The sequence below is a fragment of the Actinosynnema sp. NPDC059335 genome (genome assembly GCF_042752395.1).
Classification (GTDB): Bacteria; Actinomycetota; Actinomycetes; order Mycobacteriales; family Pseudonocardiaceae; genus Actinosynnema.
This window is the reverse complement of record NZ_JBHYXZ010000002.1, coordinates 118,644-134,902: the sequence shown is the minus strand read 5'-3', so window position 1 is coordinate 134,902 and position 16,259 is coordinate 118,644. Positions and strand designations below refer to the sequence as shown.

Annotated in this window: 16 protein-coding genes; 11 read left to right on the top strand and 5 right to left on the bottom strand. The window is 66.8% G+C overall.

The window, feature by feature from the left end:
• Nucleotides 1-300: 300 nt before the first annotated feature.
• A complete protein-coding gene (locus ACFXGA_RS01265) occupies nucleotides 301-528 on the bottom strand; it encodes a transposase (RefSeq protein WP_378083170.1) in 228 nt (75 codons plus the stop codon).
• A 50-nt stretch (nucleotides 529-578) separates the two neighbouring features.
• On the opposite strand from ACFXGA_RS01265, the gene ACFXGA_RS01260 reads away from it, so the two are divergent.
• The 5 genes from ACFXGA_RS01260 (at nucleotide 579) to ACFXGA_RS01240 (ending at nucleotide 7,894) form a co-directional block, all read left to right on the top strand.
• On the top strand, nucleotides 579-731 hold the full coding sequence (locus tag ACFXGA_RS01260; protein WP_378083168.1) for a hypothetical protein: 153 nt from the start codon (nucleotides 579-581) through the stop codon (nucleotides 729-731).
• A 357-nt stretch (nucleotides 732-1,088) separates the two neighbouring features.
• Entirely contained in the window at nucleotides 1,089-2,597 is a 1,509-nt protein-coding gene (locus ACFXGA_RS01255) for a DUF3375 family protein (RefSeq protein ID WP_378083167.1), read from the top strand.
• Nucleotides 2,590-3,348, top strand: a complete 759-nt coding sequence (locus tag ACFXGA_RS01250) for a DUF4194 domain-containing protein (protein ID WP_378083165.1) — start codon at nucleotides 2,590-2,592, stop codon at nucleotides 3,346-3,348. The genes ACFXGA_RS01255 and ACFXGA_RS01250 overlap by 8 nt, the downstream gene beginning before the upstream one ends.
• Nucleotides 3,345-6,746 (top strand): ATP-binding protein, encoded by a 3,402-nt coding sequence (locus tag ACFXGA_RS01245; protein ID WP_378083163.1) that lies wholly within the window; start codon nucleotides 3,345-3,347, stop codon nucleotides 6,744-6,746. Before ACFXGA_RS01250 ends, ACFXGA_RS01245 begins: the two co-directional genes overlap by 4 nt.
• Nucleotides 6,743-7,894: a Wadjet anti-phage system protein JetD domain-containing protein gene (locus ACFXGA_RS01240; protein ID WP_378083161.1), complete on the top strand. Its 1,152-nt coding sequence runs from the start codon at nucleotides 6,743-6,745 to the stop codon at nucleotides 7,892-7,894. The genes ACFXGA_RS01245 and ACFXGA_RS01240 overlap by 4 nt, the downstream gene beginning before the upstream one ends.
• A gap of 134 nt (nucleotides 7,895-8,028) precedes the next feature.
• Here the strand turns inward: ACFXGA_RS01240 and ACFXGA_RS01235 are convergent, their stop codons facing one another.
• The 4 genes from ACFXGA_RS01235 to ACFXGA_RS01220 form a co-directional block, all read right to left on the bottom strand.
• Nucleotides 8,029-8,862, bottom strand: a complete 834-nt coding sequence (locus ACFXGA_RS01235) for a tyrosine-type recombinase/integrase (RefSeq protein ID WP_378083159.1) — start codon at nucleotides 8,860-8,862, stop codon at nucleotides 8,029-8,031.
• On the bottom strand, nucleotides 8,820-9,626 hold the full coding sequence (locus ACFXGA_RS01230; protein WP_378083157.1) for a hypothetical protein: 807 nt from the start codon (nucleotides 9,624-9,626) through the stop codon (nucleotides 8,820-8,822). Before ACFXGA_RS01230 ends, ACFXGA_RS01235 begins: the two co-directional genes overlap by 43 nt.
• 90 nt (nucleotides 9,627-9,716) lie before the next feature.
• Entirely contained in the window at nucleotides 9,717-10,055 is a 339-nt protein-coding gene (locus ACFXGA_RS01225; RefSeq protein ID WP_378083155.1) for a hypothetical protein, read from the bottom strand.
• A 137-nt stretch (nucleotides 10,056-10,192) separates the two neighbouring features.
• Entirely contained in the window at nucleotides 10,193-10,576 is a 384-nt protein-coding gene (locus ACFXGA_RS01220; protein WP_378083152.1) for an XRE family transcriptional regulator, read from the bottom strand.
• A gap of 167 nt (nucleotides 10,577-10,743) precedes the next feature.
• Between ACFXGA_RS01220 and ACFXGA_RS01215 the strand changes: the two genes are divergently transcribed.
• The 6 genes from ACFXGA_RS01215 (at nucleotide 10,744) to ACFXGA_RS01190 (ending at nucleotide 16,241) form a co-directional block, all read left to right on the top strand.
• Nucleotides 10,744-10,938, top strand: coding sequence for a helix-turn-helix domain-containing protein (locus ACFXGA_RS01215; RefSeq protein ID WP_378083150.1), 195 nt, complete (start codon nucleotides 10,744-10,746; stop codon nucleotides 10,936-10,938).
• Nucleotides 10,935-11,264, top strand: coding sequence for a WhiB family transcriptional regulator (locus tag ACFXGA_RS01210; protein WP_378083148.1), 330 nt, complete (start codon nucleotides 10,935-10,937; stop codon nucleotides 11,262-11,264). Before ACFXGA_RS01215 ends, ACFXGA_RS01210 begins: the two co-directional genes overlap by 4 nt.
• The gene (locus tag ACFXGA_RS01205) at nucleotides 11,261-11,593 is read left to right on the top strand and encodes a hypothetical protein (RefSeq protein WP_378083146.1); all 333 of its coding nucleotides are present in this window, start codon (nucleotides 11,261-11,263) and stop codon (nucleotides 11,591-11,593) included. The genes ACFXGA_RS01210 and ACFXGA_RS01205 overlap by 4 nt, the downstream gene beginning before the upstream one ends.
• Complete coding sequence (locus tag ACFXGA_RS01200; protein WP_378083145.1) at nucleotides 11,590-12,201, top strand: hypothetical protein; 612 nt, start codon at nucleotides 11,590-11,592, stop codon at nucleotides 12,199-12,201. The genes ACFXGA_RS01205 and ACFXGA_RS01200 overlap by 4 nt, the downstream gene beginning before the upstream one ends.
• Nucleotides 12,198-14,288 (top strand): cell division protein FtsK, encoded by a 2,091-nt coding sequence (locus tag ACFXGA_RS01195; protein WP_378083143.1) that lies wholly within the window; start codon nucleotides 12,198-12,200, stop codon nucleotides 14,286-14,288. Before ACFXGA_RS01200 ends, ACFXGA_RS01195 begins: the two co-directional genes overlap by 4 nt.
• 138 nt (nucleotides 14,289-14,426) lie before the next feature.
• Nucleotides 14,427-16,241 carry a recombinase family protein gene (locus ACFXGA_RS01190; RefSeq protein WP_378083141.1) on the top strand — a complete coding sequence of 605 codons (1,815 nt, stop codon included), beginning with the start codon at nucleotides 14,427-14,429 and terminating at the stop codon, nucleotides 16,239-16,241.
• Nucleotides 16,242-16,259: the final 18 nt, after the last annotated feature.

Genomic DNA, 16,259 nt, shown 5'->3' with positions numbered 1-16,259 from the left:
AACCAGCGGGGAGTCGACTGGCAGTTCACCACCGACGACGCACGCGTCAAACTCCGCCACCTATACCCCAAAGGTTAGATGCGACGGTCTACTAGTGCTGCGTCACGCAACCTTGGTCGGGTAATCGGTCCAGCTGCGGATGGGTGAGTCGGTGCCGAAGCCGGTCTTGGGTTGGGCTCGGGCGTTGCGCCAGCGGATGTAGGCGGCGATGGCGGCGTTCTGTTCGGCGTGGCTGTGGTGGTCGGTGCCGTTGAGGGTGAAGTAGCGCAGGGCGGTGAACTCGGCCTCGATCCAGTTCAGTCAGCTGGAGTAGGTCGGCAGGAACACCAGGTCGACATCATGGTCGGCGGCCCAGTCCCGGACGTCGGGGTGGCGGTGCGGCGAGAAGTTGTCGACCACGATGTGGAGTTTCTGTCCCGGCCACCTGGCGCGCAGGGACTTGAGGAGGTCGAGGAACCCGGCGTGTCGTTTGCGGCGCCGGATGCGGTAGTGGATCTTCCCGGTGGTCAGGTCGAGTGCGGCGAGCACCTCGGCGAAGCGTTGGACACCTCACGAGCCAGGCGCGTGGCGGGCGTCTGGTGGCAGTGATCAGCCACATGCGCGATGTCGCTGTTCACTTCGACGACATCCTGATGATCAACGCTACGCCGAGCGGCAGCACGGCGACCTGGCTCACCGCCGCCGAACGCGACGCGATGATCGAAGATGAAACGCGAGGGTTGCTCGTATAGCCGGTGCTGCTGTCATTAGCACGACGACCTTCGAGGTGCCGATCGGTCGGACGTGGCCGACGCGTGATCGTATCCCTCCATTGATGAGGGGCGACCGCGCCGACGCCCGTCACCCATGTCCGTACGACGGTGAGATCTGGACACAAGTGTTTGGCGGGATAACAGGTCGGGCGACTGTCATGCATCGCCGATGCGTCGCGCCCTGGGGTGTCCGGGTAACGATGGGGAGTGGTCTTCCGATCTTCTGGCTGTGGCTTCGGCCAAACGGTGGTGCACTTCTGAGCCGATCAGCTGGAACGGAACGGCGGTGCGGACCTATCGGCCCACGGCCGGACGTGCGGCTTGGAGGAGGTGCGGTTGAGCGAGATCGTCGGCGAACTGGCGCGTGTGCAGGATGCCCTTCACCGTCCGACACTGCGGCTCTTGGACGGGAAGTGGGCGGCATTCCGGGTTGCGGTCTTCCGTTGCTCCTTCTCCCGTGATCGGCGGTCGATCCAGGCCGACCGGCTCCACGTCCAGGTCGATGCGTTCCTTTCCGAGTTGCAGCGGGAAGGGGTAGAAGTGCCCCCGAACGTGAATGGTCGCGCGCTGTGCAACCAGTGGGTCGGCGACCAGTGGCTGTTCCGGGACAACGCCCCCGACAACAGCATCGTCTACTCGCTCACCTCATCGGCGCTGGAGGCGCTCGACCTCGTGCAGAACCTGTCCCGCGACCGTGTGCTCGTGTCGGAGTCGAGGTTGACCACGATCCTGGACACAGTCCGCAGATGGGCGCTGGAGGCCTCACCCGACGCGCAGGCCCGCATCGACCGGCTCACCGCGCAGATCCGGGAGTTGGAGGCCGAACGTGACCGGCTCGCGGCCGGCGGCGAGGTTGCCTCGGCGTCCGATGAACGGATGCTCGACGGCTACACCAACCTCATCGACTTGATCGGCCAACTGCCCTCGGACTTCAAGCGGGTCGAGGAGTCGGTGCTCGACATGCACCGCAAGATCCTCCGAGATCTCCGCGACGAGGAGCGTGCGGTCGTCGACGTGCTCGACGAGTACCTGGCCAAGCAGGACGAACTCGTGAAGGGCACTCCGGAAGGGCGCGCGTTCGACGGGGCCTTCGTCCTGTTGCGCGACGACGCGCTCCTGCTGGAGCTGCGGGAGAACGTCCAGGTCATCCTGGACCATCCGGCAGCTGCGGTGCTCGACGCCCGGGACGTACACGAGATCCGTGGCGCGGTCGCGGTCATCCGTCAGGGTATGAAGGACGTGCTCGCGCAGCGTCGACGGCTCACCGCCACCTTGAAGGAGCACATCGTCAACCACGACGCGCTACAGGAACGCGAACTCGACCGCGTGCTGCGCGCTATCGGGCGAGAGTTGGCGACGTGGATGGAGACGGCCGGGCCGCGCACCACCGTCCCGCTCGACCTGCTCCCTCCGACGCTGAAAGTCGGCCACTTCCGGGAACGGTTCTGGGATCCAGCCTCGGCCGCGCCACCACCGCCGCTTGAAGAGGTCGAGGACGACAGCCCGCAACCGCCGACGATCGAGGAGTTGCGGATGCGGGGCGGCCCGTCCCTGGACGAGTTGCGCACGGCACTCGTCGAGGCTTTCACGAGGGGTGACATCGACACGGTCGGCCGCTTGTTCAACAGGCTGCCCGTCGGACTGCGTCGCCCGGTCGAGATCCTTGGTCTGCTCCACCTCGCATCACGCGTCGACGCGCTTCGAGACGGCACCGGAACCGAGATCTTCGAAGCCATCCGCCCGGATGGCGAGCGCCGGGATTTCCTCGTCCCCACGGTGTCCCTCACCGCCGCCGAAGTGACCGCGCTCAAGGACGTCAGCCTCGAAGGAGCCGCTGATGACTGACAGCCGGCACGAAGACGAGCCCCTGTTCACGGACAGCGTCGCCGACGACGCCGATGACGAGGATTTCACCGGTGACCTCGACGACGCGTTCCCCGACGCCGACACCGACGATGGGGAGGGGGAGGGGGAGAGGGCGACGCTCGCGTTGTTCGAGGGCGACACCGGTGGCCTGTCGCTTGCCCAACGTCGCGCCTTGGTCGTCCTGCTGAAGAACAGATTCATCTCCGCCGCGCAGCACCCCGCGGAGTGGCGGGTCATCCGCGAGGACCCGGCGCCGATCAAATCGCGACTGAACGACATGTTCCTCGATCTGCACCTGGACCTGTCGTACGAGGTGGCGTTCAAACGGCAGGCGGCGTCCGAGAGTGGCGGGAGGGAATTCCCCACCCTGCTCCTCGATACCCCGTACACCCGCGAGGAGACCATCCTCCTGGTGTTCTTGCGGCACCGTTTCCAGAGCGAACGTGCATCGGGACACGAGGACGTCACCGTCGAGCGGGACGACCTGGTCGCGCACGTCGCTTCGTTCCGACCTGCCCATGCGACCAACCGGTCCGGCGACGAGTCCAGGGCGAACAACGCCGTCGACAACTTGGTCAAGGCAAAGGTCCTCAGCAAGACGAACGACGCCTCCCGGCTGCGGGTCTCCTCTGTCATTGCGGTTCTGTTGCCGTTGCAGCGGTTGCACGAACTGTGGGAGTGGCTCAAGCATCAGAACGGCGCCACGGACGACGAAGGGGCGGAAGCATGACAACGGGCGATGCAGACGCACCGCTGTTCTATCTCGCCGGGGCCACCGAGGGCACCACCCAGTGGAAGGTCGAAACGCTCCAACTCGTCAACTGGGGCGGCTTCCACGGACCCAGCACCGTGACCTTCGCACCCACCACGACACTGCTGTCCGGCGCGTCCGGGACCGGCAAGTCAACCCTGCTCGACGCGTATATCGCGTTGATGATGGACTCCAACGTCCCGTTCAACGGCGCGTCCAACGACGCCACCGTCGGGCGGGCCAGAAGTGCCGACCAACGCAGCCTCGTCTCCTACTTGCGCGGCAAAACGGACACCAGCCGGAACACCGAGGGCGACCTCGCCGACCAAGTGCTGCGCGGACAGAACTCCGCCACGTGGGGCGCCCTGGCCGCCACGTTCGTCGACGACAACGGACGTCGGTTCACCGTCGCACGGCTCTACTACGTCCCCCGTGCCGCCACCAAGGACAGCGACCTCACCCGCAAGCTGTGCACCGTCGACGGAACTGTCGACCTGCGCGACGTCGAGCCGTTCGCAGAAGGCAAGTTCGACAAACGGGCTGTCGAGGGTCGGTTTCCGAACCTGAAGATGTACAAGTCCTACGACGAGTTCTCCCAAGCGTTCTTCACCCGCCTGGGTATCGGGGCGAACGGCGACGGAGGGAAGGCGCTGCGCCTGCTCGCCCGCATCCAGGCCGGACACCAGGTCCGCACCGTCGATGACCTCTACAAGTCCATGGTCATCGAACTCCCCGGCACCTACGCCGCGGCTGACGACGCGGTCGACCACTTCAGGAACCTCGAAGACGCCTACAAGGCGATGGAAACCGAGCGAAAGAAAGCGGAGGTGCTCGCGCACATCCCGAAGCTGAACGACGACCGTGACAAGGCGTTGGCGGACGCCGCTCTCATCGACAGCCTGGGTATCCATCAGCCCGGGGACAGCCCACTGGCGTTATGGAAGCTGATCACCGAGGACGCCCTGCTGGAGGCCGCAGAGACAACCAACCGCTCACGGCGTGCCGAGGCCGAGAAGAAGAAGCTGGATGCCGAAGAACGACACACAGCCCTGGCCTCCCGGAAGAGCGCGGTCGAAGCGGCCCTCGGGGAGAACGAATCCCACGCGCTGCTCGCGAAGCTGGACGAAGCGATAACCAGGCTCGGGTTCGACCTCTCCTCGACCAGGACCCAGCGCGACAGTTTCGACCAGCTGACCGCCCGCCTCGATCTGGCGGTCACGAGCGCGGACGACTTCGCCTCGGCCCGGTCGCGGTCCCAGACGTTCATCAACGGCTTCGACGCCGCGCTCACGGACGTCAAGGAACGCGAGAACGCGCTTCGCGCCGCCATCTACGAGCCCAGCAAGGAGAAGAGCGAACTCGTCGGAGAACGCGCGTCCCTCGCCGAGCGCGAAGGACGCATGGAACGCGGCCTGCACGAGTCCCGTATGATCATCTCCAAGGCGACGGGTATCGCCCCAGGGGATCTGCCGTTCGTCGGTGAGCTCATAGACGTCCTCCCCGGGCAGAAGAAGTGGCGGAAGGCCATCGAGACGACACTTCTCGGCCTCGCCCGCGTACTGCTCATCGATGCCGACGACCTCGACCGCGTCTCCCGCGTCATAGACCCGCTCACACTCCCGCGTCGAATCAACTACGAGGGCGTCGACCTCACCCGGTTCAGTCCGCGCGACCTCAACCCGGACTACGTCTCCGGCAAACTGGCGTACAAGGACAGCCCGTTCACGACGTGGGTTCAAGAGCGTGTGTCCGCCGAGAACACAGACGCACTGTGTGTGGACTCTGCCCACGAACTCGGCGGCAGGGAACGCCGCGTGACCGTGAACGGCCAGACCCGCAAGGGAAGATCGGGCGCACACGGCGAGAGCAACGCGCCGTACGTCATCGGCTTCTCAAAAGAAGAGCGCCTCTCCGAGATCAACACCCGGATCGGCGAACTCGACGAGGTACTCCGCGATATCGACGCCCAGATCGAGGCACTGGACAGTGAGTTCAAGGAAATGCTCGCGAATAAAAGCGCCCACGAACACATCCTCGCAACACAGTGGCGCGACATCGACTCCAACGGCATCGAGGCCGAGATCGCCAGGTTGCAGAGCGAGCGAAAACTGATCCTCGACTCGGACGACTCGCTCCGGGAACTCCAGGAGGGCCTCGTCAAGCTCGCAGCGAACGTGAAGACAGCGGGCGGCGAGGTTTACACAGCGGAAACGGCTTTGAATAACACGCTCCAAGAGTTGGGTGAGATCGTCGACCGCAAAGACCGAGTCGTAGGCGAGATCCAGCGCATTGAGCGCGGTCAGGTCGTCACGCTCACCGAGGAGCAGTCAACCTACCTCGACCACGAGTTCCAGCAGGTCGCCACGGTAGGGGACCGCAAAGACTTCGCCGCAGGCACAAACCGGCTCAAGGCACGGCTCGTGGACAACGGCAAGCGCGCCCACAGCAAGGCCGAGGACATCAGACGCGAGCTGGAAGCGACGTTCCAGCGGTACCTCGACAATGACGATTGGGGCGACCCGAACCTGTCGGCGAAGGTCGAGAACTACCCATCCTTCCGGCGCATACTCGACACCATCCTCGCGACCGGCCTCCACGAACGCCGCCAGGAGTGGGCGAAGCGGCTCACCGACTGGTCCGGGCAGGACCTTGTGCCACTCGCGGGCGCGTTCAGCCACGCCATCGACGACATCCGCAACCGGCTCGACCCCGTCAACGCGATCCTCGCCCGGCTGCCGTTCGGTGCCCACCAACACCGACTCAAGATCGACCTACGCGAGTTGAACCGCGACGATATCGCGAAGTTCAAACGGGAGTTGAAGACGCTCTCCCGCGCCGACACCGACGACTTCTCCGACGAGCAGATCCAGAACTGGTTCAGGAGACTTCGCCGGTTCATGGCGAACATCCGCAAGGATGCCCCGGGCAAGAGCAACCGGGACTACTTCTTGGACGTGCGCAAGCATATCGAGATCACCGCGGTGTCCTACGACAGCGAGGGCCGTGAGCGGTCGACCTACGCGGCGCTCGGCGGGAAGTCAGGTGGAGAGACACAGGAGCTGGTTGCGTTCATCGTCGGTGCCGCCTTGCGGTTCCAGTTGGGCGACGAGGCCAACGAACGACCCCGGTTCGCGCCGGTGTTCCTCGACGAGGGTTTCGTCAAGGCGGACAGCGAGTTCGCGGGGCGCTCCTTGGCGGCCTGGAAGGGCCTGGGGTTCCAGCTCGTCATCGGGGCTCCGTATGGCCAGTTCACGGCTTTGGAACCGCACGCCGAGCACGTCCTGTACATGGCGAAGAGCAGCAAGGGCTTCTCGTCGGTGACCGCCCTCCCACCGGCCGACCGCGGTGCGGGCGCGTGGACCGAGGCCTCCGCGTGAAGACACCGGCCGATGTCCTCACCGACATCCGGCGGCGGCTCGACCGCACGTGGGCAGCCGACCTTGCGGGCGCGTCGACGTCGTGGCCACACCGGTTCCCGATCGGCACACCGAGGAAGTCGGAATTGGAAGCCGGCTGGGCCCGTACCTACCAGCCGCTGATCCGGCAGTGGCGCGACTGGGCGAAGATGCAGCCGGTTCAACTGCACACCGAACCCAAGCGGGTCTACACCACTACCCAGGACATTCCCGTACATGTCGAAGTCGCCGGACTCGACGCCGCGGCCCGGGTTGTCGGCGACGACTGGACGTTCCGACTGGCCCGGACACGGGACCGGCTCGGCTTGCTCGTACAGCGGTTCCCCGGCACACCGGAACTGGACCGCGTCGTCCGCGCGACCGACAAGTACTCCGATACCGACTTCGACCTGCTCCTCACCACCGCCGCCTGGTTCCAGGCCAATGACGCGACCGGGCTCACTCCCCGCCAGGTCCCCATCCCCGGCGTCCACGCCAAGTGGCTCAATACCCGCCAAAGCCTGATCATCGCACTCAGCGGGCGCGCGAACCTCGGCTTGCTCCCCAGACACCCCGCCCGCATCCACTTCACCTACCTCGACCCCGCCTACCGGGCCACAGGGGCACGTCACCACGATTCCGCCACCGTCGGCGACGCCTTCACCCCGCCCTACCGACCCGCAGTGGTCATCATCTCCGAGAATAAGGACACCGCCGTCCACTTTCCCCCGGTGGACGGCGGTGTCGCCGTCGAAGGCGATGGGTTCGGTGGGAAGACCGCAGCCGCCTTCCCTTGGCTCACCCAGGCACCCCATCTGTACTACTGGGGCGACATCGACACCCACGGCTACGAGATCCTCAACGGCTGGCGCGAGGACGGCGTCGCCGTACGCAGCATCCTCATGGACCCGGCCACCCACGAGACCTTCGAGCCCTACGGCACCAATACCGACCGGAACGGGATCTTGCTCCAACCCGGCACCCCCAAACCTCTGCCGCGCCTCACGCCCACGGAACGTGCGGTGTATGAGCGTTTGCTGGCCCCCGCGTGGCGCGGACACCGCCGCGTCGAACAGGAACGGATCCCACTGAGGTTCGCCGCCGAGACACTCACGGCCCACCTCTCATAGCGCCCGACACCCGGAGCGCTTCGCCCGCCGCCCCGGGCCACCCGAACCGCCCGACGTGGCCTGGAACCAACCTTGTACTAGCCGGCCTCAGACCGGTTCCGCCGCGAGAGTCACCCCGCCGTGCGGCCAGCCACTCACTTCAGTTGATCCGGGGTGGCCAATGGATGTGGTTCGCGGGTGTATGCCGCCAGTGCCCGGGCGACCTCGTGGGGTACGCCTTTGATGTAGGTCAGGGTGGAGCCGCCCTTGGTGTCGGTGTGGCCCGCATAGGCGCGTGCGACGGCGTAGCCGTAGCGGCGTTCCACCCAGGTCAGCGTGGTGTGTCGCAGCCAGTGCATGGACACGCCGAGCTTGGCCGCCCAGGGCAGGTTGTCCTTCACCCGCTTCCACAACAGGTCGTAGCGGCGCCCGGTCAGCGGTGTGCCGTCGGCGTGCCGCAGCAACTGCTCCTCCGGCTCTCGCACCCTGCGGGCCTCGGCGTGCTCGGCCAGGCTGGTCGCCAGTGTCGGGGTGATCGGTTGCCAGCGCTCGGTGCCGAACTTCTCGCGCAGCCGTACCGCACAGGACTCGATGTCGAGATCCGTCAACCGCAGACCCAGGGCCCCGGAGCGACGGCAGGCCGTCTCGGTGTGCAGCCGCAACAACAACGCGTTCAACACCGCGTCCCTGCTGGTGGCCACCACCACCTCGTTGATCGCCCGCATCTCCTTGCGTGTCAACGCCCGGCGCACGTTGGGCAGTCGACGCGGCAACTTCACCACCATGGCCGGATTGACGCCGTGCCGGAGCAGGCCGTCCGCGGCGGCCAGCCGGAAGAACATCCGCATCGCGCGGACCGCGCTCTCGCCCGCGTGCCGTCCCTTGCGGTGGTTGGAGCGCACCTCCGCCCCACGGATCGCCTGTTGCTGCAATGCCAGCACATCGGTCACGGTGACTTCGGCGAGCCGACGCCCGCCGAAGGCGACCACCGCACGACGCCAGTGTCGATGTCGTCGCGGCCGAACAGCTCCTCTTCCATCTCGCGGCGGAGCGTCGAGCCGATCTGGGCGTCGGCTCGGTAGTCGGTCAGCGGTTGGTGGAAGCCTTTGGGGATCACGGCCAGGCGGCGTGCGGCGTTGATGACGTGGCCTGAGCGTTCCTGGACGAGCAGGAGGTAGTCCGCTTCGCCGCGGAAGGGGTCGGCGGGACGTGCGATTGCGGTCAGGGCGAGGGTGCCACCCGCGCACATGCGGCCGGAGACGTCGAGGACCGAGGGAAGGTCGGGTAGGTAGGCGTCGCGGAGGGGGAGGGTTCCGGGACTGATCGGCTGGCCGGTGGTGAGCGCGTCGACCAGCTCGCCTTCGAGTAGGTCCATCGTTACCACGTACCCCACGAAGTTCGTCACGCCGACGCTGCCGCCGAGCTGGTGCCGCTGCACGCCCACGTCGAGCAGTCGATACAGCGGCATGTTGACCATGCGGTTGCCGAGGGCCAGGGCTTCGGCCAGCCGCTGGGCCGCGCGTCCGGCGCTCTCCTCGTTCATCGGCTGATGATCGTCCGGGGTTACGGTCGACAGCATAAGCCGGTCGTGGGCGGGGACGAGCGGGCAGTCGAGGTCGAGCCAGTCCGGGTGCGTGAACACGGTCGTGGACGCGCGGGTGGTGGAGCCGAAGCGGGCGGCGTAGCGGCCGTGACCGGTCGTGGCTGTGCCGTAGTAGTCGGCGAGTGCGCGGGCGGTGTCGCGTTGGTTCACCCGGCCTCGGCGGACGCCTCGGTCCTGAAGTGCGCGGACGTCGAGGCGGACGAGGCGCGCGGCGACGTCGCGCCGGGCGGTTCCCGGCTCCTAGCCCGCGTGCTGGTCGAGCCAGTCCAGCGCGGCGACGATGTTCGGGTCGGAGCTGAGCCGTAGTTCGGCGTCGGCTGCCGCGCCGTCCGGGAGATCGAGCTTCGGTTCGGCGATCAGCGCGGCGAACCTGGCCTTGACCGCTGCGTCGGCCTGGTCGTGGGCGGTGTCGAGGAGCTGTTGCATCTCGGACTTCGGTTTGAGGTCCGGTTTCTGGTGCCAGCCGGCGACCGTGCGGACGGCGATTCCCAGGTGCTCGGCGAACGCTTCGTTGGTGAGGCGCATTGCCGCCTGGAGTGCGCTGGCGGTCCGACCGGTCCAGCCCTCGTGCAGGCTCATCTTCTCGCTGTCCCCCCGGAGCGATGTGCACTGGTTGTGCAGTGGACGTGCATCGGTGATGCATGGGGCCGAAGGCGCTTCCGCAGTGGAATTGAGCCATGGAAAACAGCTCGCTCCACCAGCGGAAATGCATCGGGCTAGCGGCGGTCGCGGACGTGTTCGATCACGGTCGAGAGGTCCGACTTGAGGTCGTCCAAGCGGTCCGTGATGTCGTTGAGCCGCTGCTCGAAACCGTCCAAACGGGACCACAGGCTGTCGGCCGGGTTGGTGATCGGCTCGTCGGCCTCTGGTGGCCTACGCCCGTGCAGCACGGCGTCCAGGTGCTGCGGGTGCCAGCCGAGGGTTGTCGACAGGGACTCCAGCGTCCGCGGGCTGCGGCGGCGCTCGACTGTGTGGTGCTGGATCTCGCGGACGATCGCCTGCGAGACGTGCGAGCGTTCCGCAAGCTCCCGTTGACGCCAACCCAGCTCATTGACGCGCTGGTTGATGGCCTTGGCGACTGCCGCCCAATCCTCCGACACGTATTCCTCCGCGCTCCGCCTCAGCGCTGAGATTAGCCGTCTTCCGCTGTTCCGTGACGTGACACGGCGCATTTCGCGCCGGGGGCGATCAAACACGCCTTCCGTTGCGCTGAAATCAGCAATTTAGAGCTGAAATCGTCAGCTCGATTAGTCGAAGGGCATTTCTGATGCGTACTTCTCTGCCTTCTTCCGGCCACACCGTTCGTCAGGCCGCGTGGCTGCTCGGTGTCGAGCCGAGCACGGTGCACCGCGCCGTTCGGCTCGGGCGGTTGCCTGTGGTGTGGCGGCGCGGCCGGTTGGTGATCCCGGCGAACGTGCTGGTGCGGCTGCTCGGCGAGCCTCGTTCGGGAGGCACGCCGTGAACCTGGTCGCGATCGCGTGGGAGTTGGACCGGCTCCGGTGGGTGCCGAGTGAGGTGTTGGCCGAGGTCGTCGGGCGTGACGGCCTGTGCATGTGGGCGTTCACGGACTCGCCACCGTGGGCCGATGAGGAGTTGACCGACCGCGAGTTGGCCTCGCGGATGTGCGCCGGCTGCCCGGTGCGGGACGAGTGCTTGGAACTGGAGTTGCGCACCGCCGGTGAGAACACCGTGGGGGTGTGGGGTGCGCTGGCTGCCGAGGATCGGCGGGAGCTGTACCCCCACTGGCTGCGACGTGGTGAACGGGTGGAGAGGGGGCCGCGTTCATGAACGCTCTCAGTCTCACTCCTACTCAGGTGCTCGCGGGTGTCGGCGTGGTACTGGTGTTGCTGCTCGTCTGGCGGGCTGGTGCTCGGCGAGCGAAGGCCGCCGCGAATGCGGCACGGACGAGTGCACGGCTGGTGTCGCTCGCCGGTCGGGTGGCCCTGAACGCGGTGTTGATCGTGCTCGTGCAGTGGGTGGTGATCACCCATCGCGGTGACGGGTGGTTGCTCCTGGTGGTGCTCGTCGTGCCGGCGCTGTTCGCCTCCTACACGTTGACTCGGGCGCTGACCGTGACGACGTACGAGCCGTCTCGGCGTCGGGGTGAGCGGCGATGAGTGAGTCGGTCGAGCGGGTGGCTCGGCAGGTCGACCGGTTGTGCTGGACGGGGATCTTGCTCGGGTTGGCGTTCACGATGACGAACGTTCAGCAGTTCGCGGCGGCTGGTGCGCCGGTGTGGTCGCTTGCCTGGTGTGCGGCGTGGCTGCTCGACCCGATGGTGTCGCTGGTGCTCTTGGCGATCCTTCGGGCCGAGCAGGTCACCGCTCGGTATGGCGTCCGGATGGGTGGATGGGTGCGAGCGGCGAAGTGGTTCACGCTCGCGGCCACGTACGTCATGAACACCTGGAGTGCGTTCGTGGCCGGTTCGGCGGCGCTCGTGGTGCTGCACTCGGTGCCGCCGTTGGTGGTGTTCGTGGCGGCGGAGGCCGTCACGGAGTTGCGGGACAAGCTCGGCGTGGCCGTGAACGCCGCGCCGAGCGCTCCGCAGGCACCGGTGCCCACGGCTCCGCGGACGTCGTTCGCGGACTATCTCGCGTTGGCTCGGGCGGCGCGGACGCCGGACGTGAAGGTGACGCCGGCGTGGGTCCGGGAGGTCACCGGCTGCTCGCGTGGCCTGTCGTCACGGCTTGCGGCGGCGCTCACGGAGGATGGGGGTCGTTCATGAACGGCGACCTGGTGCCCGCTGAGCCGGTGCTCGATGGCGAGTTGGTCGGTGAACCGAAGACGTTGGTTCGGCGGTTCGGGAGCGGCTGGCGTCGGGCCGGCGAAACGTCGCAAGTAAAGTCATCACGATTGCTTCAGTGTTGGTCGAAAAAAATCACCACTTGGCTTGTGCGTCTCCCTGGCCGGTTCGTCGGCGGAATTGGCAGGGGAGCACTGGTGGCAGCTCGGGCGTGGCGGCGCTGGGTTCGGGTGCGGGACTACCGGGAGGCTGCGGAGCAGTCCGAGAAGTTGGCGGACAAGTTCGTGGAGATTCGCGCCTTGACGCTGTTCCGGTGGAGGGTGACCGGTGCCGTGGTCGGAGCGGTGTCCGGGGTGCTGCTCGTGCTGTACGTGCTTTACGGCTCGGTTGCCTTGTGGAGCGCGGCTGGGTTGGCGTCGGTGGTGCTGGCGATCGTGGGTCGGCGGAAGGACGGATCGCCGGGGCGCAAGGCGGTGTTGGGCGGGCCGCGGACGCTGGCTTGGACGATGGACTCGCAACTCCTGGTCGACGCGTTCCGGGACGCGAAGCTGATCGGCAAGGACGAGACCTTGCGGTTGGTCGAGCGCGCGGTACGAGTAGGGCGAGGCTGGGCGGTCACGGTCGATCTTCCGGCCACGCGGAAGGCTGCCGACGTCATCAAGCACCGGGACGCGCTCGCGTCGGCGCTGGCGGTGGACGAGGTACAGCTCATCGTGGAGCGGGTCCGTGGCCGCGGTGGGCACGCGGGGCGGGTGGCTCTGTGGGTAGCCGATGAGGACCCTTACGCCGGTCCGCCGTTGCGGACGCCGCTGCTGGATATGGAGCGGTGGGACGCGTGGCGGCCGGTGCCGTTCGGGCGGGATGCGCGGAACCGGCGGATTGATCTTCCGTTGGTGTGGACGTCGTTGCTTGTCGGTGCGATTCCCAGACAGGGCAAGACGTTCGCTACTCGGTTGGCGGCTGCTGGGCTTGTGCTGGACCGATACGCGCGGCTGTACGTGTTCGATGGGAAGGGCGGCAAGGATTGGGAGGCTGCCGAGCAGATCGCTTACAGGTACGTGTGCGGTGATGAGCTTGAGCACGCGTACACCGTGCGGGATCACCTGGTGGAGTTGGTGGCAGAGGTGCAAGCTCGATATGCCCGGATGGCCACTTTGGACGATGAGATCTGTCCAGAGTCGAAGATCACGCCGGCCATCTCGCGGGACGTGGACCTCGGGATGCCGATCACTGGAGTGGTGATCGATGAGGTTCAGGTGTTCCTGGAGAACGCGGCGCGGGAGCAGGTTGGCGGCAAGAAGACCACGCTCGGCGCGTACATCGCCGACCTGTTGACCTACCTCGTGCGGAAGGGGCCGGCGGCTGGTGTGGTGGTCATCCTGGCGACTCAGCGGCCGGACTCGAACACGATCCCGACGCGGTTGCGGGCGGTGCTCGGCTCGCGGTTCGCGTTGCGGGTGATGGACTGGCGGGACTCGAACATCGTGCTCGGCGAGCAAATGAACACCCGTGGATACGACGCTTCGACCCTGCTGCCGACTCACAAGGGCGTCGGCATCCTGCGGCCGGACGGTGAGACGGACGCTGGCGCGGACATGATCGCCATGACCGTGCGGACCTACTACATGCCCAACGCCGAGTGGCGGGTGATCTGTGCGCGTGGCTGTGCGCTTCGGGAGGCCGCGGGCACGCTCGCTGGTCATGCCGTGGGTGACGATGCGCCACGTCCGATCGACTCGTCGTCGGTCGTCAAGGCACTGGGGAGCGGGACGGCTGACGGGTGGGTGGTGGACCTGCCGGAACCGTTGGCGTCGGTCGTGGACTACCTCGGTGAGGAGCTGGACGAGCGGGAGTTCGTGCCCACGTCGGAGTTGGTCGAGGAGCTGGAGGTCGAGCCGGTCACGTTCGCTCGCGAGATGAGCGAGCTGGGGTGCAAGCCGCTGCGGCAGTACGTGCCGGACGGGGAGACCTCACGGCGTGTTCGTGGCTACCTGACGGCGGACATCCGGGCGGCTGTCGAGCGGGTGGCGGCTGATGAAATCGGCTCGCAGGGCGGTGATCAGGCATGACCGATGACGGCCGTGTCACCGTGCGCCTGCCGGATGAACTTCCTGTGCTGACGCCTGCTACCAGCCGCATATTGCTTGCCATACTGGTCGAACTGACCGAGGTGGAGGTCTTGGACGGACCTCCGGGAGGGGGTGACGGTGACTGTTGAAATCAGCCGAGACCCGTGGGCGACGCTGGACGAGCTGCTGGGCGTCGAGGTGGTCGAAGCGATCGAGGACGGTATCGGGCCGGTAGCGGTCTACGGGCGGTGCTCGACCGAGGACAACCAAGATCCGGAGACGTCGCGCGGGTGGCAGTTCAGCAACGCGCGGAAGTTCGTGGAACCGCTCGGTGGTGTCGTCGCTGAGGAGTTCTTCGACGTGGGGCAGTCGAGGTCCGTGCCGTGGGAGCGACGAGAGGAGGCGGCTCGACTGCTGGCGGCGCTCAAGAACCCGAACCGTGGGTGGAACGCCGTGGTGGTCGGTGAGGGCACGCGGTGTTGGTTCGGCAATCAGTTCTCGCTGGTCGCACCGAAGTTCGCCGCGTACGGCGTTGACCTGTGGGTGCCAGAGCTGGGCGGGAAGTTCGACGCTCGGAACCCCTCGCACAAGATGTTGATGAGCGTGCTCGGCGGTATGAGCGAGTCCGAGCGGCAGCACGTGCAGGCTCGTGTCCGCGCGGCTATGGATGCGCAGGTGGTCAATGAGGGACGGCACCAGGGCGGGCGCGCGCCGTACGGCTACGTCGTGGTGGACGGTGGTCCGCACCCGAATCCGCGGAAGGCGAGCGAGGGTTACCGGTTGCGGGTGCTGGCCATTGACGAGCCGTCCGCCGAGGTGGTGCGGCGAATCTTCGCCGAGTACCTGAGCGGTCGAGGCGACCGGGCGATCGCAACGGGCCTCAACCGGGATCGGATTCCGTGCCCATCGGCTCGGCGGCCCGACCAGAACCGGCACCGGTTGGCGGACGGCTGGCAGGGCAGCACGGTACGGGCGATTCTGGACAACCCGAGGTACACCGGGTTTGCGTTCTTCGGGCGGTGGGCGCGACAGGAGACGCTGCTCGACCCTGACGACGTGGCGGCCGGCTACGTGATCCGCTTCCGCCGGGCGAGCGCCGATCGGATCGTGCGGTCCCGCAAGCCTGCGCACCCGGCGATCGTGAGCGTCGAGGACTTCACGCAGGCACACCTGCTGCGCAAGTCGAAGTCCGCCGGTGGCCTGAAGACGGCTCGCAAGACCGAGCGCGCCGAGCGGCCCACGAAACGGCCGTACCTGTTCCGGGGCATCGTCCGGTGCACGGCGTGTGGTCGGAAGATGGAGGCCAGTCCACGGGCTCGCGGCGTGTACTACCGGTGTCCGGCTCGGACGCTCGCGCCCGGATCACCTGCGCTGGCCACACATCCGCCTACGGTCTACCTCCGCGAAGACGTCTTGCAGGAAGCGGTGAACGGGTGGCTCGGGCGATTGTTCGCGCCGGAGAACCGGGACCGCACCGTCGCCGCCCTGGTCGAGTCGCAGGGATCGAACGGCGCAGCGAACGGCAGGGAAGCGGCCAAAGCGCGGCTCGCCAAAGCGGAGGAGCAGTTGAGCCGGTTCCAAGAGGCGATCAAAGCCGGAATTGACCCGCTGGCACTGGTCGAGCCGATGAACGAGGCGCAGGCAGTTCGAGCTGCCGCGCGGGCGGAACTGGAGGAGACACCGGCACCGGACGCCCTGAGCGCCGCCGAGGTGCACGCGATGATCGACTCGCTGGGTAACGTCGGAGCGGCCCTGGCCGATGCTGACGTAGAGAGCGTGGCGAGCCTCTACAGGACGGTTGACCTGCACGTTCGTTACACGCACACGGCCCACGAGGCTGATGTAACCATCAAACCCGTGGGCCGTGTGAATAGTGCGCGTGTCCGAGAGGGCTTGTTGAACCCCCAAATGTGGGCTTCAGCCCATCCCGGACACCGCCACGGTGCCGCATAAGTCAAGCATAGCAACAAC